At 52.3% G+C, this 21,302-nt stretch carries 14 protein-coding genes and 1 riboswitch; of the genes, 6 read left to right on the plus strand and 8 right to left on the minus strand.

Annotation, left to right across the window (positions count from 1 at the left end; genetic code table 11):
- Window positions 1-21: 21 nt before the first annotated feature.
- The 5 genes from RB298_RS32390 to RB298_RS32410 all read right to left on the minus strand — a co-directional run bounded on the left by RB298_RS32390 (window position 22) and on the right by RB298_RS32410 (window position 9,313).
- On the minus strand, window positions 22-1,023 hold the full coding sequence (locus RB298_RS32390) for a DUF4179 domain-containing protein (protein WP_036662414.1): 1,002 nt from the start codon (window positions 1,021-1,023) through the stop codon (window positions 22-24).
- A 61-nt stretch (window positions 1,024-1,084) separates the two neighbouring features.
- Entirely contained in the window at window positions 1,085-1,627 is a 543-nt protein-coding gene (locus RB298_RS32395; protein WP_036662412.1) for an RNA polymerase sigma factor, read from the minus strand.
- 213 nt (window positions 1,628-1,840) lie between these two features.
- A complete protein-coding gene (locus RB298_RS32400) occupies window positions 1,841-2,821 on the minus strand; it encodes a DMT family transporter (protein WP_090910621.1) in 981 nt (326 codons plus the stop codon).
- 133 nt (window positions 2,822-2,954) lie between these two features.
- Window positions 2,955-3,121, minus strand: a riboswitch (FMN riboswitch).
- A gap of 637 nt (window positions 3,122-3,758) precedes the next feature.
- Complete coding sequence (locus tag RB298_RS32405) at window positions 3,759-8,870, minus strand: choice-of-anchor I family protein (RefSeq protein WP_486050400.1); 5,112 nt, start codon at window positions 8,868-8,870, stop codon at window positions 3,759-3,761.
- Window positions 8,871-9,103: 233 nt separating this feature from the next.
- Complete coding sequence (locus RB298_RS32410; RefSeq protein ID WP_009595353.1) at window positions 9,104-9,313, minus strand: hypothetical protein; 210 nt, start codon at window positions 9,311-9,313, stop codon at window positions 9,104-9,106.
- 304 nt (window positions 9,314-9,617) lie between these two features.
- Here RB298_RS32410 and RB298_RS32415 point away from each other — a divergent pair, with 304 nt between their 5' ends.
- The 6 genes from RB298_RS32415 to RB298_RS32440 all read left to right on the plus strand — a co-directional run bounded on the left by RB298_RS32415 (window position 9,618) and on the right by RB298_RS32440 (window position 17,489).
- Window positions 9,618-11,849 carry a helix-turn-helix domain-containing protein gene (locus RB298_RS32415; protein ID WP_486050402.1) on the plus strand — a complete coding sequence of 744 codons (2,232 nt, stop codon included), beginning with the start codon at window positions 9,618-9,620 and terminating at the stop codon, window positions 11,847-11,849.
- Window positions 11,850-12,207: 358 nt separating this feature from the next.
- The gene (locus RB298_RS32420; RefSeq protein WP_486050403.1) at window positions 12,208-13,575 is read left to right on the plus strand and encodes an ABC transporter substrate-binding protein; all 1,368 of its coding nucleotides are present in this window, start codon (window positions 12,208-12,210) and stop codon (window positions 13,573-13,575) included.
- An 81-nt stretch (window positions 13,576-13,656) separates the two neighbouring features.
- Window positions 13,657-14,634, plus strand: coding sequence for a carbohydrate ABC transporter permease (locus RB298_RS32425; RefSeq protein WP_176502481.1), 978 nt, complete (start codon window positions 13,657-13,659; stop codon window positions 14,632-14,634).
- Window positions 14,631-15,470, plus strand: coding sequence for a carbohydrate ABC transporter permease (locus tag RB298_RS32430; protein ID WP_096775230.1), 840 nt, complete (start codon window positions 14,631-14,633; stop codon window positions 15,468-15,470). The genes RB298_RS32425 and RB298_RS32430 overlap by 4 nt, the downstream gene beginning before the upstream one ends.
- Before the next feature lie 26 nt (window positions 15,471-15,496).
- Window positions 15,497-16,501, plus strand: coding sequence for a Gfo/Idh/MocA family protein (locus RB298_RS32435; RefSeq protein WP_192569458.1), 1,005 nt, complete (start codon window positions 15,497-15,499; stop codon window positions 16,499-16,501).
- Between the two features lie 43 nt (window positions 16,502-16,544).
- Window positions 16,545-17,489: an aldose 1-epimerase gene (locus tag RB298_RS32440; protein WP_375120916.1), complete on the plus strand. Its 945-nt coding sequence runs from the start codon at window positions 16,545-16,547 to the stop codon at window positions 17,487-17,489.
- 179 nt (window positions 17,490-17,668) lie between these two features.
- Here RB298_RS32440 and RB298_RS32445 read toward each other — a convergent pair whose 3' ends face one another.
- The 3 genes from RB298_RS32445 to RB298_RS32455 are packed head-to-tail and all read right to left on the minus strand — an operon-like array spanning window position 17,669 to window position 21,110.
- Entirely contained in the window at window positions 17,669-19,288 is a 1,620-nt protein-coding gene (locus RB298_RS32445) for an extracellular solute-binding protein (RefSeq protein ID WP_486050406.1), read from the minus strand.
- 33 nt (window positions 19,289-19,321) lie between these two features.
- Window positions 19,322-20,203, minus strand: coding sequence for a carbohydrate ABC transporter permease (locus RB298_RS32450; protein WP_009595368.1), 882 nt, complete (start codon window positions 20,201-20,203; stop codon window positions 19,322-19,324).
- Window positions 20,204-20,219: 16 nt separating this feature from the next.
- Entirely contained in the window at window positions 20,220-21,110 is an 891-nt protein-coding gene (locus tag RB298_RS32455) for an ABC transporter permease (RefSeq protein ID WP_254778116.1), read from the minus strand.
- Between the last annotated feature and the right edge of the window lie 192 nt (window positions 21,111-21,302).

Raw genomic sequence — 21,302 nt, forward strand, 5'->3', positions numbered from 1 at the left:
TTCCCCATGCCGGCTTTATATTTATTTCAGCTCCGTCACGTTGCCGTCAATGCTGACGCTTTTGATGTCCATATCCCCCAGAAATACGAGGTTATTCTTGCTGTCCAGATTATACAGCCACTGAAATCCGCTCTTCGTGGTGCTTGTCGAGCTGGCGTGAAGCTTCAATTCCGATCCGTCCGCGGCGATGACCTTAACCTCCGGCGTATAGTCCGGCAGTTTATCCAGCTCACCGTCGGTACGCTTGCCTTCGATGGCTACACCGATGGATGAAACACTAATGGTGTGGAGAGACAGTGCTTCCTTACCCTCATCAATTGCCAGATTCAAACTCTGTTCTCTTTGCTTGCCCGGAGAAATGGTGAATTGCACATTCCAAGGGCCTTCAACGGCTTGGGCGTTGTCCGCTGACATGATTCGATCGGCTGTGATCCGTGCCTTCAGTCCCTCGAGGTCATTCATCGCATCCATCTCAAACACGCCGACAAGCTTTTTGTTGTCGTCAAGAAGCTGCTGCCCCACCATATAATTCACACTCTGCTCCGTTTTCAGTTCAAGTAGGGGGATCGAAGCACCCTCGGGGAATGGCATGCCGTCCTCTTTCATGAAACTGACCACCAAATAACCGCTGTTGCCGACATAAACCCCTTCTTCAACATTCATGGTTACCCCGGATGCTGTATCCGTCCCTTGTATAGGTGACCGTTCGTCTTCCGCAATGGACGCGGATTGACCGAAGAACTGCTTCAAGCTATCCATGTATTGGCTCGCAAAAGCGGTCGTGCTAAGTATCATAATCATCGCGGCAGCGATAACGATACTGGCTTTATATTTTTTCACTTTCCTGTTTTTAAACACCATCGTTTCCTCCTCTTGAATACGGTTCATCGCTCGGCTCTTGATCCGTTCCATACTGATCTGCTGCGTCAACTCGCGTTCCTCTTCCTCCGTAAGGAGGAGATTGTCCAGCTCCTGATTGTCGATATTGGCCATGATATCTACAATTCGCCGCTTCACTTGCATCCATCCCCTTTCGCAATCGATTTGAAGCTTCACTCCTATAGACACGGTCTTTATAGAAATCCTACGGATTCTCGGTTTCATAATGTATGCGCAGTTTGTCCCTTGCCCGGCGGATCCGGGCGGTGACGGCTTTCTCCTGCATATTCAGCCGGCTTGCAATATCGCGGACTTTCTCTAAATAAAAGTACCTGCGGATGAATATTTCGCGATCCGGTTCGCCCATCCCCTGTACCATGCCGCTTATCGTTTCCTTCTCCTGCCGCAGAATAGCCAGTGCCTCCGCAGAGGGACAAGAAACGGCGTCATCTTCCAATTCGGATTCAATGACCCGCTGCCTCTTTCGCAATGCATTCAAGGTATGATTACGCGCGGCTATCGCCAGATAAGGCTTGAGACTATCTCCGCGCAGCATGATTTTTGTCCCGTCTGTCCACAGCTTGACCAGCACGTCCCCGGTGATCTCCTCCACATCGAAGGAATTAAACCGCCCTCCTGCCACCTTAGCAACCACCGCGGCTATGTAGCGTGAATAGCGGTCAACCAATGTTTCAAAACATCGCGGATCTTTCCTCGCTAGCCCATCCAGCAATGTCTGATCCTCCATGGGATCCTCCCCCTCTTATATAATCATCTCTGTTGGTAGAACCAAGCCACAAATCCCGTGCTACTATATAAGACACCTTTAATTCCGGAAACCCTACACATCTTTTGAAAAAATAATCGTTTCGCCATGCAAACGGATTGGAGTAGCTTTGCTTGGAGTAACGGCAAAAAAAGCCGACCCCTTCGGATCGGCTTTTTCTACAAACGTATGATTTTATTGCAATTGCGGAGAAGCCTCGGATTGCTGTCTCGATATAATGAACAGCACGATCCAAATCAGCAGGAATCCTAGGAGCTGAGGCCCTGTCACGATTTGCTGGAATACAATCCAGTTGATGAGCACGCCCACCATGGGAAAACTCAATTCAGCCAGCGTTGCGACAGAGGCTTTGGTCGTGGTCAGCCCTTTATAGTACACCAGCAAGCTCAGCAGACCCGGCAGCAGTGCCTGCCCGATCAGGTTCAGCGATACCAAGGCAAAGGCGCCTGTGCCCCATGCCGGCATATTCCAAGCTGCCCCTTCGCTCCAAGTAATGACGGTCAGGAGCGGCAGCGCGAGCACGAAACGAAGCGAGGTTACCGTCTCATACTTCAGTTTGCCTACCATCAAGCGTCCCATGACCGTTGAGCCGCCCCATAAGGCTGCTGCGCCTAAGGACAGGAGGCTGCCGACTTGAACAAACTCGTTCCAATGGCCGATCGGCAGGGTTAAGCCGAAGGTGAGCAAATACGTGCCTGCCAAAGCGATGATAAGCAGGATCCCGAAATGGCGCGGAAGCTTCTCTTTCAGAAGCAGGCTGGCCAGAATGATGGCAAACAGCGGCTGCAGCTTCTGCAGCAGCAGGACGGCATTCAGATTGCCGCTCGACAGCCCCATCGTGAACAATACGGTAGCCAATGCCGAACCGCCCCAGGATATAAACAGCAGCGCGCCGACATGATTCCAGCCCAGGCTCTTAAGTTCCTCCCGGTTCTTCCACAATACAGGAATCGCAATCAAGGAAATAATGATATGTTCGAGCAAAACGATCTGAGCCGAAGTCAGATTCTTGAGCAGAATGACCCGAAATAACGGGTCAACGCCCCACAGGGCGGCCCCCAAAACAACGAGCCAGAACCCTCCTTTAAAACGTCGACTTGCCTGTGTGTCGGAACCATAAGGTTTCACCTTGATCCCGGTATTCATATTACTCATCTTGCCCTCTCCTGTCTTGAATACGGAGGTCTTACTAGCAGAAAGCCCCCGTCATCGGCATGGCCGACGTATACGGGGGCTGATCAAATAAGCCTGCGCCGAATGGAATATTCGCATTCACGGCAAACTCATCTTTGATCTTCTCCCATCCGGACTTTACCGTCGGCCTTGGAATTGCACCAAGTCAGTCGCTGCATTCATGTTGGATACAGAACGCAGAGAGTCGCGGGCTTGGGTTCGTTCGCGAAGGAACGAACCATCACCGCCGGTCAGGAATTTCACCTTACCCCGAAGATCCATATTCATGTTTTATTTTGTAATGCCTTAATCACTAATTAACCGATAATTCCTATAAACTTAGTTGTTATATTGAAATTATAACATGAATCCTTTCATGTAAATACATCTATTTTCAAAATAAACGAAATTAGACTTGAATACAATGAAAAATCTCACGTTCATCCAATACTTACTGAGAATTATACAGCAAGTATCAATTTGTTACCAGCATGATTTTTTACCATCTTCGCGCGTTTATCTCGAATACCTTCTGACTTGAACAGCAGCCGCTCCTGCCTGAAGATTCAGCAGCTCCAGCGCTTCCTCGGTATTAAGGCTCATTCCGCTCCCATAAGGCTTAGATAACAACCGAGAACACTCTCCGCAGCTGTTTCCTCCGATTGCTTCGTCTCACTCAGCAAGGCTTTGTTCCACTTCCAATATGTATATTCAGATTCAATGCGCATGAACTCCATCCTTATCAGATCCTTATCAGATCGTTAACAGGTTGTTATTTCTAACCCTTATTAAATGTATGGATGCCTGATCGCTTGGCTTTAACCGATCGTCATCTGCCTGAGTATGCAAAAAGACCGCCCTCAAGGTTTCAATCCACCTTAAGAACGGTCTAATCGCATGAAATGCTATCCTGCTTCGATTAGCTCATAAACTCCAACGCTGCCAAAGTACGCTTCAGCACGAGTGCTGCTTGCGCACGCGTGACCGAATCGAGTGCTCCGAAATTGCCGTTGTTGTCACCCTGTACGATGCCTTGCTTAGTAAGACTGGCCACATGGGCAGCCGCCCATGCCGGGATGGATGCCTGATCCTTGAATCCGGCAGCGGCATTCGCACCCTGGTTGGATAGGTCTGCCGGATTCACCGCCTCCATGGCCCGGGTGATCATTACAGCCATTTCCGATCGGGTCATGCTGGCATTCGGCGAGAAGGCACCGCCGTTGCCGCCCTCGATCAAGCCGTAGCGCGAGGCTGCGCCAATCTCGCCGGCATACGCGGAATGATCCTGAACATCCTTGAATGCACCGCTCTCGATGACCGGGCTGAGCCCCATCGCACGGACGAGCATGGCCGTAAATTCAGCTCGCGTGATCGCCTTGCCCGGTGCATAGGAGTCCGCGTTGACTCCGTTCACGAGCAGCTTGGAAGCCATGGATTCGATTTCCGATTGCGCCCAGTGGCCGTCAAGATCCGCAAACGTCTTCTTGTATTGCAGTAGCGCATAAACGCCGTTTCCGGCATGCTTGACTTCGATCGCCGCTTTACCGTTCCATGTCGTCCTTACGGCCGGTACAAACCGGAAAGTTCCTGCCGCTTCGTCATAAATGACGGCAGCAAGCGAATCCGGATTCATCCCTGTCGGCAGCGGCATGATACGGCTGATGACGCGCTTCCCGAAATCCTTCAGTTCCTGCTCTGCGCCAGGCGCTCCAACCGCTGCGCCGAACCGCAGTCCTCCATTGGCTGCCAACGAGGCGCCCATGGAAGTGGCCTTGCTTGTCATAGCGTCCGCTACCTTGCCTGCTGCGGGAGCCACCGACACCTTCACCTGGATGCCGCCCGACCCTTGTGCCGTCTCCAGAGCCTCATCCAGAGGCAAAGCCGTTATCGGAAGACGGAAGGCTCCAAGTGCGGTCTCCAGCACCAGGGTTGCCTTCGGATTCCGTTCCATGGCCTGCTTCAGGCCTGCTGCGGGAAGGGACAGCTCCGCGGCACGGTTCAATTCAGGAGCCCGAATAATCAATTCCTGCTGCCCGTTCGCGGACAAGCCGCTTACGGCCTTTTTCCACGCCTCTTCCTTTACCGTAATGCGGTCCATCGTTCCGCCTGAAGCAGCGCTGATATTCAAACTATTGCCTGTCATCACGTTTGGCTCGGATGCATTTCCGCCAGTAGCAGGAGGATTAGGCTGCGTTGTCGGCGGCGTTACCGTGCCGCCTCCCGAACCGCCTGATCCTGATCCGGGAGAAGAGCCGCCGCCAGGATTCGCCGGCTTCTTCTGCTCCGTAATTCGGCCCTCGACCTTCGGCGATACCTTACCGCCCAGCTTGTTCACATACTCCATGAAAATTTCATAATCCGGGTAACCCAGATCCTCGTTGTATTTCCCTTCGGCAATCGCATCGGCAAAGGATTTATATCCATCTCCGCCCTTGGCTACAAAGCTGTTCGTTGCCATCCGGTACGTTTCGGTCAATACCAGAGGTTTGTAGCTGCCGTCTTTCATGATCTGTACGTCGAACACTTTATCTCCTGCCGGAGCGCTAGGATCCCACTTGAATTTCATCCCGGCGATTTGCGGGAACTTCCCTGGCAGATCCGCCAGTTTGGCACCGCTTATTCCGTTTTCCAGCCCGTCTTTCAGCTGCTGTCCGGTGACGTCCATAACAAACAGCGTATTTCCGAAAGGCATCACCGTACGCAGCTCGCCCATCGTTATATCGCCTTCATCAATCGCGGCGCGGATGCCTCCGCCATTCGTGAGGGCAATATCGGCGTTTTTCAGCTCTTTGGCTTTAGCCAGCATGCCGTCCGCAATCAGATTGCCCAGATTCGTCTCCTTGGAGCGGACATTCTCGCGTTTGCCGTCAAGCTCGACTCCGGCAATGCCGATAACCTGCTTCATCAGTTCTTCCAATTCCGCTTTATAAGGAGCCAGCATATCCTTCGCTTGCGTGTCTTCCTGGACCGTGTTGTCTACCGGGATCAGCTTCCCGCCAAGTTCGCCGTCTCCCACGAGAACGACGCCGTTTTTATCAAACTGCAGATCTACCCGGCCGAGGAACTTGCCCCACTCATTCGCTTGGACGATGACGGTAGGGGTATGATGCTGACTGTCCGTCACCACTTCCGGCGCGTTTAGCGTCGTATGGGTATGACCTCCGACGATGAGGTCGATGCCTTCGACGGCTTCGGCCAGCGCCAGATCTTTGGCGTACCCCAGGTGGGACAGGGCGATGATCTTGTCCAGCCCCTCCTTCTCCATCGCCTCAACGGTAGCCTGAGCCGAGGTCACCGCATCACGGAAGACCACGTCTTTACCCGGGCTGGAGGTTTCCGCGGTATCTTCGGTCGTTAAGCCGAACACCCCGACCTTCTGGCCGTCAACCAGCAGTGTCACGTATGGATATACCCCGCTATTTGCCGTCGTCTTGGGCTGATCGGTATCGATAACCGCCGGCTTGTTAATCAGATGTGAAATGTTAGCGTCGCGGCTAAGATCCACGTTCGCGCTGACGAGCGGGAAATGCGCCTTGCTCACGAAATCCGCAAGCGTCTTGGTGCCTTGATCGAATTCATGATTACCGAACGTCATCGCGTCATAACCCATATAGTTCATGAAGGCCAGATCAGCCAGCCCAAACCATTTGGTGAAATACAGATCGCCAGAAAAGACGTCCCCTGCATCCAGCAGCAGGCTGTTTCCGCCTTCGCTGCGGATCTCCTGAACCAGCGTTGCACGTCTGGCCACTTCCGCCAGATGCGCATGGGTGTCGTTGGTATGCATCACCGTTAACTTCCACGGTTCTCCATCCGGCGAACCGTCCGTTACGTTAACCGATACTTCCGTCGAACCGTAGCCATCCTTGCTCAGGACGGTGATCACGGCTTCACCTGCGGATACCGGCGTAACCAGGCCGTTTTGGTCCACGACGGCTACCGTTTCGTCGGAGGAACGCCAAGCCAGCTCGGCCGATCCGCCCTGAACGGGCTCAACGCTTGCTTGCAACGGTTCCGGGGACCCGCCCGTTTTCAACGTGAGCGATGGCTTATCCACCGTAATTTTGGTCACCTGAAGCTCCAGCAGCACCACCGTTCCGCTAACTTCATTCGCAACCAGCAGCAGCGGGCGTCCTGTTTGGCTGTCCGAAGCCGGAATAAAGTCCAGTCCCTCCGGTCCGGAATCCGATTGGATGCCTCCGTTGAAATCCCGCGAGTTGAAGTAGTTCAGGAACGCCGGAGCGGATGGATCCGTTACGTCATAGGTCATGACGCCGCCAATGCGCTCCAGTCCGACAAAAGCCAGCGTCTTCTGTCCGACCTTGCCCACGGCAACATATTCCGGCTCCGGGCCTTTCTTGGCGCTGCGGCTGTCCAGATCGGTTTTGTCATTGCTTGCATTGAAATGATTCGGCAAGCGCTCCGCCGTAATCTTCTCAAAATCACTGCCGCTGTCGTATGCCTGGGACAAATCCGCCGCATTCCAGATGGAGAAGGAACGCCCCCCGTACAGATACAGCCCTTCACTGCCCATATCGCTCGCAACTTCAACCTTGTCATAGGTTGTCCCTTTGCCAGCCAGGAATTGGGCTGCCGGCGACGATGGATCCAGATTGGATTTCATTTTGCCGATGTCGCTTTCATTGCTTCGGTCATCCCAGCCGGTAGCGTCCCCTTCGTTCGCGGACAGAATATACTGCTGCCCGTTCACGCTGTAGGTCGCAATTCCGTCCGGCATATACATGCCGTAAAAAGGAACATTCTCAAACTTGATTTGTCCATCCTTGAGCAGATCCAGTTGATTCTCTGGCTGGCTCAAATCCTTATATCCGAGCCCCCGGACCGATTGAATCCGCTTCGAGGCGATATCGACCACGGCTATCGCATTGTTTTCCTGCAGGGCCACATACGCTGTCAGCTCGTCCTCCGACAATGCGATGTATTCGGGCTCCAGATCATGAACGGCATCGTTTTTCGTTCCGGTGCTGCGAATTTGCCCGTCCGCTTCCACATTCCCGCGAATATGCACCCGATCGTCAATGATCGACGGGTCATCGAACTTCAAATGGCTTACTTCGCCAGCCAAAGTATCGATAATCGTGATGCTTCCTTCCGGATCCGGTGCGGTCTCCGTGCGGGGCTCGCCTTCATCCGCCGTCAGGATATAACGGCCATCGGACGTGTACTTGACCATATCCGGCTGAACGCCGGTTTCATAGGATCCGGTCAAGCCGCCGTCATAGTCGAGCACCAGGACCTTGCCGGCTTTCGTATGATCCTGCTCCTGAACGGCAACCACGACCTGCTTCGTCTTGGTGTTGATATCCACGCTGGTCAAGTCTCCATACAGGAAACCGCCCGTGTTCGCCAAATCTTCTACATGGATCTGCTTGTCCTTAACCAAGCTGCCATCGGCGCCTAGAGACACGATTTCGAGACTGGCCGGCTGGGTCGATCCGTTAACCAAATAGAGCTTCCCATTATCTTTGTTGTATTTTACAATCTCCGCAACGCCGCCATCCTTGTTGGAAGTACCTACGGAATAATGTCCGATCATCTTCATGGCCAGCTTGTCGGCCACAGGTGATGGACGCTTGCCCAATATTTGCAATTTCACAACCGATTGGACCGTAGCAGGTAAGGCTGCACTATCCTGCACCGTTACCTCAACCGTATGCTCGCCCTCTTGTCCAGCCGCAGGCGTACCTGAAATGGCTCCCGTATCGGATGCAAGGGTCAAGCCTGCCGGTAAACCTGTCGCCGAGAACGTATAAGGCGCTTGTCCGCCATACACATCTACGGTGACCGCATACGGCTCTTCCGCATATGCATCCGGAAAGATCATATCGGTCATGCCCAAATCCACGGCAGCAATAGCTGCATCTTGTGATGTCGTCTCCATGCTGGCGGTCTGGAGCAATTCCTGCCCCTCGCCAGCATACACGCTGCCCCCCGAAAACAGAGAGGCCATCGTGATTTCCGCTGCCATCAACAGCGAAACTACTTTCATGCTTTTATGCTTCAACTCCATATCCCCTCTTCTACCTTATTTACATTCAAGTGTAAGGAGGAAGTGTTAACGGATGCTCAATATCAGTCGCGGTTTATGTAAAATGGCTCCATGCAACAAAAAAAGCCTCGACCTCCAAGTCGGGCTTCCCAGAGCAGCAGCTGCATTCGAGCTGGCGGCTTGCTTATTCTTTTCTTCCATATGTATTCCGGTACCTGTTTATAACATGCGCCAGCCTCGGATCATCTCATACTTCAATCAAAAACCCCGAAATGCCGCATCGTTGCAACCGTGATCAGGATGAACCACCGAATGAGAATGATCCCCCAAACGATAAGAAGACCTTGGAACAGCCGCTCAACCATCCATTCGATCTTCTTGTTTGACGTATATCTGCGCCTCTGCTTAAAAAACCACGCCGCGAACCCTTTGGGAATATCGCTGAAAGTTGTCTTTGGCTCCATTGGCTGCGTCCTCCTCCATTTTCTATCGATTAGTATGTCGGATATACAACGCAAGTCTTCGGTTGAACACGTTTCTTGAATTTTATCATGTTTAATGGAAAAATTCACCATGCATCATGTTTCCTTGTCACATTTCCGACAATATTGTAGTCAAATCGACATGATGTCTGATAAACTAACATAAAGAATTGCTATTTGTAACACAAACACTTCACAAGAAAAACAGCCGAAGATCTATTCATGACTATTCGAAGGCCATAACGTGTGCATATCATTTATGTTTGCCTAGGAAAGAGGAACCAACATGAATCGTAACTGGTTTACGCGGATGCTTATGCTGTATATCCCTGCTTTTCTGATCGTCCCCGCCTTTTTATTTTTCGTCTTTTTCCAATCATTGAGCGAAAGCAACCGAAAGGATGCCGAGCGTTCCAATGCTTACGTAACCCAGCAAGCGATGCTGATGATCGATACGTCGTTGTCTTCCCTGGATCAGAAAATTTCGCTTGAAATGCTGCGCAATCGAAAGGTCATCTCCTTTTTCTCCAGAAGCACGGAAAAGGATCTGCCCCTTCAGGTGGACGTGATGAATCTGTTGCGCGATTTAAAAATGACCAATCCTCTGATTCATTCCATTTACATGGTTCAAGCGGATCATAATCAAGTCCTCAATGAAAGCACAAGCTATTCCTTGGATCAATATGCCGATAACGCCTTCATCCGCTCCAAGCTGGAAGCACCCAACAGCCATTGGTCGGATACCAGGCTGTACAAGGAGCTGCCGTCCGACAAAGGGGTCCCCGTCGTCTCATTGACGCGCAGCGTTTCCATCTTCTCCAAGCATCATGGGTTAATCGTCGTTAATGTAAGCGCTGACGCCCTGCAGGGAATGCTTCTTCAAATGCATGACCCGTCTTCCCGCATACTAAGCCTATATGATACACAAGGGAACAGCGTGTTCGATATGGCAAAATCGGAGACTCCCGTCAGCAGGAGCGGAGCCAGCAACGGCGCCCTTCAGTCGGAAGCGAATTCCGACTATACGGGCTGGCGCATCGTTAGCAGCGTTCAAGGAGCGGATACCTTCAATTTCATCATCAGCCTATCGAATATTTGGTTTATTGCCGGTTTGCTTCTCTGTGCCGTTTCGGTCGCCTGGATCGTCTACGTGACGCTGCAAAATTACAGGCCCATTCAGCGCCTGGTCAACCAGCTGCAGCAGCTATCCTCCAAGGAGGACGCCCCGGAGGAAATCCATAAAAACGAATTTACGTTCATCAATTCTAAATTGCAAAACATGATTGATCAGAACGCAAGGTTCCAGCTTCAGTTCGAGGAGGATTTGAAGGCTCAGCAAAATTTTTTCGTGTACGAGCTGCTGGAAGGGACGCGTTCCTTCGATTTGAAGGAATGGGAGAAGGAATCGGCCAAGCATGGCCTGCCCGTGCTGTTTGGCAAGCAGCTGGTTTTTGTCCTGGAAGTGGATCACCGTTCCGAGTGGAGCGCAAATTACGGTCAGATGCAGCATGGCACTCAGCAAAAAGCCATCGAAACCATCATCCTGGAAGCGGCGTCGGATCATGCCTGCGAGGTGAAGCTGCTCTGGGTATCCTTGCACCAGCTTGCTTGCATTCTGGTCATATCGCCAGAAGCGGAGAAGCTGGCATTCGAGGCCCTCTCCTTCGCGGAAGAATGCCAGCGCCGATTTGCCGATGCCTTATCGTTCACCTTATCCGTCGGCCTCGGGGAGCCGGTCGAGCATCCGGACAATCTGCATGATTCATACCATGAGGCATTGGATGCCCTGCAAACGAAGCCCGTCAATCGAAGTGCCATGATCATTCCTTATTCGTCCGATCCCTTGTCGAAGGATCATAGTTTTCATTATTTTCAAAAGGTTGACCGGATCGTTGACGCCTTCCGACTCCAAGAAGCCAAGTGGAAGACGGAAATGCAGGCGCTCTTTCAGAACATGCTGGAAGAAGGCATATCGCGCCGGGGCGCAAGCAGCGTGCTGCATTACCTGACCTACCACCTGAACAAAACGGCTTCCGGAATGAACGACGAATACTACCTGCTCTGGAAAACAGAAACGATGCCGGCACTCGACCGGGTTCAAAAAGAAATCGACCTGCCGGAGGATTGGACGCAGATGGTGCTTCAGCTTCTGGAGCAATTTGCCGAACGGCTGGATACGCAGCGGAATCTGCGAAGCCAGGGAAACCTCGTCCAAGAGGTTAAGGCTTATATTGAAAAGCATTATACGAAGGCGGAACTATCCCTTGATTACCTGCAGGACAAGTTCGGGATCAGCGGCAAATATTTGAGCAGATTGTTCAAGGAAGAGTACGGCTTGAAATTCGTGGACTTTTTGATTGATTTACGAATCCAGGAAGCGAAACGGCTCCTAACGGAAAGCGCATTGTCTGTACAGGAAATTACGGAGAGGGTCGGTTACAGCAGCCCGATTTCATTTGCCAGGACTTTCAAAAAAATTACCGGCGTCCCCCCGATGGATTACCGCAAAGGCAAATAAAACGGCACAGAACCTAAACATCAAACGAAGGCCGAGAAGGACATCATATGGTCCCTCGGCCTTTTCCCGTTTATGCCGTAGCGGCTCCTGCCCGCGCAGCCATTCCCATCGGGCGCAAAGTAGAAAATAGTTCCGGGTAGAGAAAAGTTTTTTGTGATTTATATTACATACATTTTCCAGTGTTATTTAAATTGCCATCGCGGTAACGTTTACACTAACACTAGATTCGCCTTTCGGTTTGTTAAGTGAAAAGTGTTTGTTGTCTGGCCTGGCAGCAGGTGTTTTTATTAAGGGCAAGGAACGGCGCCTCACCGCGCTTTCCATCATATCCAAAAAACCAGAAGGGGATGAACTAGCAATGGTAGACAGAAACAGAAAGAAAAAGGGATGGACGGCGCTGATCGCTGCAGCCGTTACGTTATCAACCGTATTAAGCGCCTGCTCGGGTGGCAAGGAACCGGCCTCCGCAAGCAACGCCCCGTCCGACGGCGATCCAATTACGATCTCGTTCGAGACGTCGGTATACGCCGAAGAACCTCATAAGAAGGCAATCGATGCACTCATTGCCAAATACAATGAAACCCACCCTAACGTCACCATCAAAGTTCATGGAACAGACTACGAGAATTACTGGGATAAACTGACCACCGAGATTCTGGCAGGTACGCAGGGCGACATCGTTCAGGTATACCCGGAGAATATCGCCACCTATAATGCGCTGCAGAGCGGGGGCACCTTCGTGAATCTCGACGAGAAGATTCAAGCGAGCGGACTTGAGGACAAGCTTGTCGGACAGGAACTGAGCAAGGTGGACGGCTCTTATTATGCCTTATCCAATTACGCATGGGGATCAACCGGCATTTTCTACAGCAAATCGATGTTCGAAGCCGCCGGAATCGATCCGGCCTCCATTCAAACGATGGATGATTTCAAAGAAGCAGCCATACAGCTTGGCGGTTTTAAAGACGGACAATACGGGTTCTCCAGCGTCATCGGCACCCATCCCTTTATCGCCTCGGAATGGTACCGGCTGCTCGCTCGTCCCGTATCGGGAGGCATTTACTTCCCGGACGGCGAAGCTGGCCCTTACGAGGCCGACCGGATTAACGTCAATTCCGCACCCAACGTTTGGGCGGCGGAGTGGTGGCAGGATCTGATCAAGAACCCGCAGGCCACGCCTCCGGGAACCCGCGACAAGAAGGTCAGCCGCGAGATGTTCTGGAACGGCCAGGCCGGCATGATGATGGATGGTCCCTGGTTTATCGGCATGACCAAAGAACGCGATGAAGCTTTAATGGACGACCTGGGGCTCATGCCGCAGCCTTCCGTCGTATACGAAGGTCAAACCTATAAACCGAACCCGCACAATTATCCGATCGTGTCGATGATTTCCAAAGACAGCAAGCATCCTGACGAAGCTTGGGAATTCCTTGAATGGATGACCTCCCGGGAAGCGCAGCAAATTATCGCCGGTTCCGGCATGATTCCGAGCAGCAAGGAATACGCCGAATCCGAAGAATACAAAACGGAGAATCCGCTGGCTGCCCAATTCTTCGATTTCCAGGAGAATGTATACGCCCCGGCCGTGATGGACCCGCCCATCCCTGAACTCGGCTCCCTGTCCCAAATCCTGATCAATGCCGCGCAGGAGATGTTCGTCGGCATGAAAGACGCCAAGACGGCGCTGGATAGCGCGGCTGAGCAGATGAAAGACACGATGCATTAAGAGGCATTCGAAAACATCAAACGATTGAAGCTGCCCCGGCCCCACGGCCGGGTGGCACTTACATCATAAGGAGGTGGGGGAATGAATCCAACGCGAACGGATGTGACAAGCAGGCAAACTCCCTTGCCGTTGAAGAGAGCTTCGAAGGCCAAGCGATTATGGCTGGAGGAAAAACGGCATTTCAAAAAAAATACAGCCGCCTATTTATTTATTGCGCCGCTGGCCATTACCGTTGCTCTTGTACTCCTCTATCCGATTTTGAAATCGGCGCTCATGAGCGTGCAGTACTGGAAGGTTGCGAAGCCGATTGCCGAAGGCAATCCCTTCGTAGGCTTGGACAACTATGCAGCAGCCATCCAGTCGGGGCATTTCCTGAAATCGTTGGGCATTACCTTTCTATACATTATCGTGACGGTGGTTCTGCGTTTCCTGCTGGGAATCGGTACGGCCGTCCTGCTGAACATTCCCTTTAAGGGCCGAGGGCTCGTAAGAGCGCTGGTGATCATCCCATGGGCCGTCCCTGAAGTCGTTGCTTGTCTCGTATTTATTCTGATGTATGATTACCAATTCGGCGTGATCAACGATCTCCTGCTGAAGCTCAACCTGTTGTCCAATCCGGTCGCTTTCCTCGGCGAAGCCGACACCGCGCTCTGGGCAGCCATGTTCGTCAATGTATGGAAGGGCTTCCCGTTCGCCGCCATCATGCTGCTCGCCGGTCTGCAGAGCATATCCAAAAGCTTGTACGAAGCGGCGGAAATCGACGGTGCCTCGAAATGGCGCCAGTTTCTCAGCATTACCTTCCCGATGTTAAAGCCCGTATCCGTCATCGTCTTCCTGCTGCTGATCATCTGGACCATCAAGGATTTCGGCATCGTCTACGTCCTCACCGGGGGCGGACCAAGCCGGGTAACCGAAATACTGACCATTTTTATATACAGGGCAGGGTTCAAATCGTTTGACTTCGGTTTGGCTTCCGCTGCGGGGATGATCCTGCTGGCCATCTCCATCGTATTCACCGTGATGTACATGAAAGCTACGAAGGCAGGTGAGATGTCATGAGCAAAGGGATCAGCAAAATCATCGTATATGCATGCGCCGTTCTCATTTCGTTGTTTGCCGTATCCCCTTTCCTATGGATGATCCTGACTTCGTTGAAGCCTCAGGCCGAAATCTACAGTACGCCGCTGACGTATCTTCCTCAAGAGCTTCATTGGGAGGGGTACAAGGGCATGCTGAATCCCCATGCGGACGACAGCGCCAACTTTATGAAATGGTTCGGCAATACGGCGTTTGTCTCGCTGCTAACGACGGTATTCTCTCTTATCATCTCCGCCTTTGGCGGCTATGCGATGTCCCGGTTCGGTTTCCGGGGACGGATGTCGCTCGGATATATCATCTTGTTGACGCAGATGCTCCCCGGCTCGCTGCTCATTATTCCGCTGTACCTGATCATGAAGGATTACAATCTGCTGAACTCCCATCTGGGTCTCGTCATTGCCTATACCACTTTTGCGGTACCGTTCTGTACCTGGATGCTGAAGGGCTACTTCGACAGCGTATCCCAGTCCATCGATGAAGCTGCCAGCGTTGACGGTGCCAACCGCTTCACAACCTTTATCCGGATTTTGCTCCCGCTCACGCTTCCCGGGCTCGTGGTAACCGGCATTTTCTCTTTCTTAACCAGCTGGAACGAGTTTATGTTCGCCCAGACGTTCATCAGCGATTACGACAAATGGACGCTGTCGGTCGGCATCGCCAGCTTTCAGGGACAGTATGTCGTCAACTGGGATTACCTCATGGCGGGCTCCGTCATAACCACGCTTCCGATCGTGATTGCGTTCTGGCTGCTGCAAAAGCATCTGGTCAGCGGAATGACCGCCGGAGCCGTTAAATAAAGCTAACCATTCAAGGAGGGGTCACAATGATCAAATTCGGAATCGTAGGCATGGGGATTCGCGGCAGCATGTTCGCCGATACCCTCAGCCAAAATCCTTATGCGGAGCTGGCCGCGGTCAGCGACGCTTATGAAACTACCCTGAACGCAAGCATAGAGAAATACGGGGTTCCCGGCTATTTGCAAGTTGAGGATATGCTCGAAAGCGAGACTTTGGATGCCATCGTGATTGCCACGCCGGATTTCCTGCATAAAAAGCCCGTTATGCTCGCGGCTGAGCAAGGCATCCATATCATGGTCGAAAAACCCTTCTCCACCTCCGTCGAGGAGGCCGAGGAAATGTACGCCGCGGTAGAGAAAGCGGGCATCAAATGCCTCGTCGCATTCGAGAATCGCTGGAATTCTCCTTTCGTTGCGGTTAAGGAAGCCGTCCGGAATGGGGACATTGGCCATATTCTGACCATCAACACCCGCTTGAATGACACCATCTACGTGCCTACCAAAATGCTGAAATGGGCCGGGGAATCCACGCCGGGCTGGTTCCTATTCCCGCATGCGACGGATATTGCCTTATGGCTGAAGAGCGGGGTTCTGCCGGTCAGCGTCTACGCGGTAGGGACGAAGAAGAAATTGGCCGGGATGGGGATCGACACCTACGATTCCATGCAAACGATCGTATCCTTCGACGATGGCACGCATGCAGCATTCACGACCAGCTGGGTGCTGCCCGAGTCGATGCCGCTGATCTATGACTTCAAAGTCGAGATCATCGGCGAGGACGGGGCATTGTATGTCGACTTATCCGATCAAATGGTCCGTAAGGGCGGCAGCGTCTACAGTCATGTCCATACGCTCGGCACGCCCATCAACGGCCAATATACCGCGGCGCCCCATTATATGCTCCATTCCTTTGTCGATCATATCCGCCTGGATACGATGCCCGAATCGGGCGCAGCTGCCGGCTTGCTGAATACCAAGCTGGTACATGCCATCCATCGCTCCGTCTTAAGCGGACAGGTTGAGCAGGTGTGACATGGAGGCATGCCCAGCGGTTGAATCATGCACTTTTCTTGACATGCCTGCAGTGAGGGCCGAAAATGATCGCTTATCCATGACGGTGGTTCCGGGATGGGGGAGCAGAGTCATCTCGCTGCGCTGGAAACCATCGGACACCGAATTGCTGCGCACGCCGCCATCCATGACGGAATATGAGCGGACACCCTTCTTATACGGTATGCCTGTCTTATTTCCGCCCAACCGGATCGAGAACGGCAGCTTTACCTTTAAAGGCCGCCCCTATCAATTCTGCATCAATGAGCCGCAGCATCACAATCATGCGCACGGACTTGTTCATGACGAAGCATGGGAAGTCGGACGCTGCTGGACCAAGGGGAATCGGGCCGTGATCGAAACCGTGTTCTCTTCGAGAGGCCGCCCTGCGGTCATGTCGCAATTTCCGCATGAGTTCTCGATCCTTCTGCGCATGAGCATTGACGGCGCTTCGTTCAGGCAGACGGCAGAAATCCGCAACAAAAGCAAACACTCTTTTCCATGGGGATTGGGGTATCATACCACCTTCCGCTTTCCCTTCGGGGATGCGGAAGCTCAGGAGCGCTGCACGCTGCGGGCGCCTGTCGGGAAACGATGGGTTCTTAACGACCGGGTGCTGCCGACCGGGGAGCTCGCTCATGACTTCCGCAGCAGAGGCCTGCGGGACGGCATTTCCGTCAGTCAGTTCCCGCTCGATGATCTGTTCCTTGCCATGCCGGAAGACCGTAACGAAGCCGTATTAACCGATCCGGGGGCTGGCCTCAGGGTTACCTACCGCGCGGATGACGCCTTCAAACATTGGGTGCTGCACAATGGCGATGGGGCGAGCGGTTATCTATGTCCCGAGCCTTATACTTGCGCCACCAATGCCTTCAACCTGGGGATGGATCCGGAAATCACCGGCATGCAGGTGCTGGGGCCCGGCAGGAGCGCCCTGCTGTTCTGTACCATCCATGTGGAAGAACTCTGATTCACCTCGACTAAAACCACGACAAAAGCGGTCCGCTAGCAAGGATGTTTCCTTGAACGGGCCGCTTTCCCCAGCTTGTTGTACGCTTTATCTTCACCCTTTTGGGATTTCACCAATTAAATAAAAAAACGCGATCCGGGAATCCCCCGAATCGCGCCCTGGATTTATATATTTGTCGTTTATTCCGCCTGATAGCGCTCATAGGCGGCCTGGTAAACTTCCATGTATCGGTCCAATCCCATCTTGTTGAGCGTGTTCACATACTCTTCCCATTGGCTGAACGAGGCGGAGCCGTTCACGAATTTCGCTTCCATTTCCTTCACGTAATCCTCGATATCTTTACCGATCGAGGTCATGACGTCCGTTTCCTCCAATGTAAAGTTAAAGTTGTACAGGATCTCCTTCACGGCATACGGCTGTGCTTTTTCGGCAGCGGCCATGGCGTTAGGACGCGTCTCCGAAGCTTTGAACCATTTCTCCCGCACAAAGCCCGGATAGCTGCCCCCGAGCCAAGTGAAATTCTTGGCCAATGCCTGATCCTGCGTTAATCCGTTTGGATTCTCCGTTATCTCCTTCACATATTCCAGCTGACCGTCCGCGTTCTTCGTGTAAGTCTCTCCTTCTTTACCCATGAAATAGAATTGGGCTCCCTCATCCCCGTAGAAATAATCCATCCAACGGATCGTTGCTTCCGGATTCGGGTTCTTATCGGTAATCGCAAATGCACCCACGTGAACCATCGGTACTTTGACGTGGGAATAGAGCTGGTCTCCGTGCGGTCCCTTAAGCGCCCCGAGCCCGATGTATTCTTTGCGTCCCATGACCATCTCCGGATTCGGCACGATCGTGGCACCGAGCAGGCCCTCCTGCCCTTTTGCATTCAACGCGCCGCCTTCAATCGTGAAGATCTCTTTATCGAGCAGTCCTTCCTGGTGCAGCTTGTTGACGAATTGAAGCATTTCCTTGTACTCCGGCAAGGCCTTGGTAAAACGCAATTTCCCAGTGTCCGGATCGACATCCACTAATTTATGGCCAAGTCCGCTCGTCCCAAGTCCCCAAGAGCCTTTCAAATGATCGATGATCCCGGTAATGCCTGTGGAGGAGAAAGGAATCTCGTCATGCTGTCCGTTGCCGTTCAGATCGGTTTCCTTGACCGCCTTCAAATAGGCATAGAATTCTTCGGTCGTCTGCGGTTCTTTCATCCCAAGCTGATCGAGCCATTCCTGATTAATCCATATCGGGGTGCCAATCAACATGGAGAGCAGCTCAGGATCATAGAAAGAAGGCAGGGAATAGATATTGCCGTCCGGCATCGTCAATCCTTTTCGAATATCCGGGTACTGCTCCATCAGCTTTTTGAAATTCGGAGCATATTGATCGATCAGATCGTTCAGCGGTATAAATACTCCTTGTTCCCCATAGCGGGTCAATTCGGCGGAGCTGACCCTTGCGGAATAGAACACATCCGGATAATCCCCGCCTGCAAGCGCCAGGTTCCGCTTCTCGGTCAGCGTATCGAATGGAATGAGGTTCCAGGTCACATTTACATTCGACATTTCCTGGTAGGTTTTCCATACAAGGGTTTCCTCGAATTTGCTTCCGTTCGTTGGCGACTTCCCTGTGAAAAACGTAAGGTCGAGGGGCTCGTTCACGATCGGCATTCCGGTCTCGTTAAAATTAGCCTGCGGCGTTTCGCCCTTATCGGCTGCGCCCTCCCCGCTCTTGCTTCCACAACCGGCCAGCAATCCGGCGGCCAGCACGGCTGCCAATGTAAGCGAAGTCCATTTTTTCATCACCATAAATTTCATATCCCCCTCATCGATTGTCCGTAATCAACCTTTAATTGCACCAATCATAACACCCTTCACAAAATACTTTTGCAGGAACGGATACAGCAGCAGCATCGGCAGATTCGTCACGATGACCGCCGCATATTTGATCGCCTCCGCATCCATCAGGCTGCGAGCCAGCGAATCGTCGCTGATATCCACCATCTCCTGCATTTGCCCCTGAACCAGAATTTCGCGCAGGAACAGCTGCATCGGATAATTCGCACGGTCGGACAAGTAGATCAGCGCGCTGAAATACGAATTCCAGTGGCCCACGGCATAGAACAGCACCATTACGGCCAGAATCGGACCGGATAACGGCAGGACGATGCGCCATAGCACCCGCATGTTGGAAGCTCCATCGATAAACGCCGCCTCCTGCATCTCCTTCGGAATGGAGCTCTGGAAGAAGGTCCGCATAATAATGATGTTCCACACGGATACGGCCGAAGGGATAATGATCGCCCAAATCGTATCGAGCATCCCCAGTTCCTTCACCAGCAAGTAATTCGGGATCATTCCCCCGCTGAAAAACATGGTGAATACGATGATCGCCGTAAAAATGCCGCGGCCGTTAAAATCGGCTCTGGACAACGGATAAGCAGCTGCGATCGTCATCAGTACATTCAAGGCCGTTCCCGTCGTCGTATACAGCAGCGTGTTCATGAATCCCCGCATGAGATCCGAATTGGCGAATAACCGCTCGTAGCCGACAAACGACAATTCCTTCGGCCATAACCATACTTCCCCCCGCATCACCGTTTCCGGGGCGCTGATGGAAGCAATCAGAACAAAAAATAAAGGATAGAGCACAAGGAGCGTAATAAATGATAGTATAATGTAAATAAATACTCCGGCTATTCGTTCACTGCGGCTTTGCGGCATATGCCATCACTCCTCCTTACCATAGGCTGTTCTCGCTGACTTTTCGGGCAATCCGGTTTACGGTAATCAGCATGATAAAGTTGACGATGGAGTTAAACAGGCCGACCGCAGCCGAGAAGCTGTACTGGGCACCCAGTATACCGCTCCGGTATACGTTTGTGGCGATGACGTCGGACGCTTCCATATTCAGCGAATTTTGCATCAGGAAGATCTTCTCGAAGCCGACGCCAAGAACGGAACCGATGTTCAGAATGAGCAGTATCGTCATCGTGGGCGCGATCCCCGGGAGATTGATATGCCAGATTCGCCGGAGCCAGCCCGCACCATCCACCTTGGCCGCCTCATGCAGCTGCGGGTCGATCCCGGCGAGTGCCGCCAAATAGATGATGGAGCTCCAGCCCATGCCCTGCCACACGCCGGACCACACATAGATGCTCTTGAACCAGGAGGGCTCCGTCATGAATGCAATCGGCTCTCCGCCGAAGGAGGTGATAATCAAATTGACGAGGCCGCTTACCGGCGACAGGAACATCATGATCATTCCGACAACAACGACCGTGGACAAGAAATGAGGTGCATAAGTTACCGTTTGTACGAATCGGCGGAACCGGCCCGATCTGGCTTCGTTGATCATCAAGGCCAGAATGATCGGAATCGGAAATCCGACCGCCAGCTCATATAACCCGATACCCATCGTATTTTTAATAATGCGCCAGAAATAAAAGCTGTCAAAAAAGCGTTCAAAATGTTTGAAGCCCACCCATGGGCTATCCATGATCCCTTTGTTGGCCATAAAATCCTTGAATGCAATCTGGACGCCATACATGGGTACATAATGAAATACAATGAAGTACAACAGAACCGGTGCAAATAAAGCGTATAGCTGCCAGTTTCTGCGCATCTGCATCATGGTTCTTCGCCAGACACTTTTCCTTTGAATTTTTGAATGCGCTTCCACGTTGCTTAGCTGACGTTGCAAAATCGGCAATCCCCTCTCTTTCGTCTATGCGTCTTCGTGTGTCCCAAGGTCCACGTCTGCATCATAAACGACCCGAACGCATGAGGGGTATTGACCATTTTAATGATGTCTTGCCTTTCA

Source organism: Priestia sp. BR_2, from assembly GCF_041954005.1.
In the GTDB taxonomy this organism is placed as follows: Bacteria; Bacillota; Bacilli; order Paenibacillales; family Paenibacillaceae; genus Paenibacillus_AQ; species Paenibacillus_AQ lautus_A.

Excerpts from the sequence above, each read along its gene's own strand:
- RB298_RS32445 (WP_486050406.1), bottom strand. The coding sequence starts at position 19,288 with ATGGTGATGAAAAAATGGACTTCGCTTACATTGGCAGCCGTGCTGGCC.
- RB298_RS32425 (WP_176502481.1), top strand. The coding sequence starts at position 13,657 with ATGAATCCAACGCGAACGGATGTGACAAGCAGGCAAACTCCCTTGCCG.
- RB298_RS32440 (WP_375120916.1), top strand. The coding sequence starts at position 16,545 with ATGCCTGCAGTGAGGGCCGAAAATGATCGCTTATCCATGACGGTGGTT.
- RB298_RS32450 (WP_009595368.1), bottom strand. The coding sequence starts at position 20,203 with ATGCCGCAAAGCCGCAGTGAACGAATAGCCGGAGTATTTATTTACATT.
- RB298_RS32415 (WP_486050402.1), top strand. The coding sequence starts at position 9,618 with ATGAATCGTAACTGGTTTACGCGGATGCTTATGCTGTATATCCCTGCT.
- RB298_RS32390 (WP_036662414.1), bottom strand. The coding sequence starts at position 1,023 with ATGCAAGTGAAGCGGCGAATTGTAGATATCATGGCCAATATCGACAAT.
- RB298_RS32430 (WP_096775230.1), top strand. The coding sequence starts at position 14,631 with ATGAGCAAAGGGATCAGCAAAATCATCGTATATGCATGCGCCGTTCTC.
- RB298_RS32405 (WP_486050400.1), bottom strand. The coding sequence starts at position 8,870 with ATGGAGTTGAAGCATAAAAGCATGAAAGTAGTTTCGCTGTTGATGGCA.
- RB298_RS32420 (WP_486050403.1), top strand. The coding sequence starts at position 12,208 with ATGGTAGACAGAAACAGAAAGAAAAAGGGATGGACGGCGCTGATCGCT.
- RB298_RS32435 (WP_192569458.1), top strand. The coding sequence starts at position 15,497 with ATGATCAAATTCGGAATCGTAGGCATGGGGATTCGCGGCAGCATGTTC.
- RB298_RS32400 (WP_090910621.1), bottom strand. The coding sequence starts at position 2,821 with ATGAGTAATATGAATACCGGGATCAAGGTGAAACCTTATGGTTCCGAC.
- RB298_RS32455 (WP_254778116.1), bottom strand. The coding sequence starts at position 21,110 with ATGCAGATGCGCAGAAACTGGCAGCTATACGCTTTATTTGCACCGGTT.
- RB298_RS32410 (WP_009595353.1), bottom strand. The coding sequence starts at position 9,313 with ATGGAGCCAAAGACAACTTTCAGCGATATTCCCAAAGGGTTCGCGGCG.
- RB298_RS32395 (WP_036662412.1), bottom strand. The coding sequence starts at position 1,627 with ATGGAGGATCAGACATTGCTGGATGGGCTAGCGAGGAAAGATCCGCGA.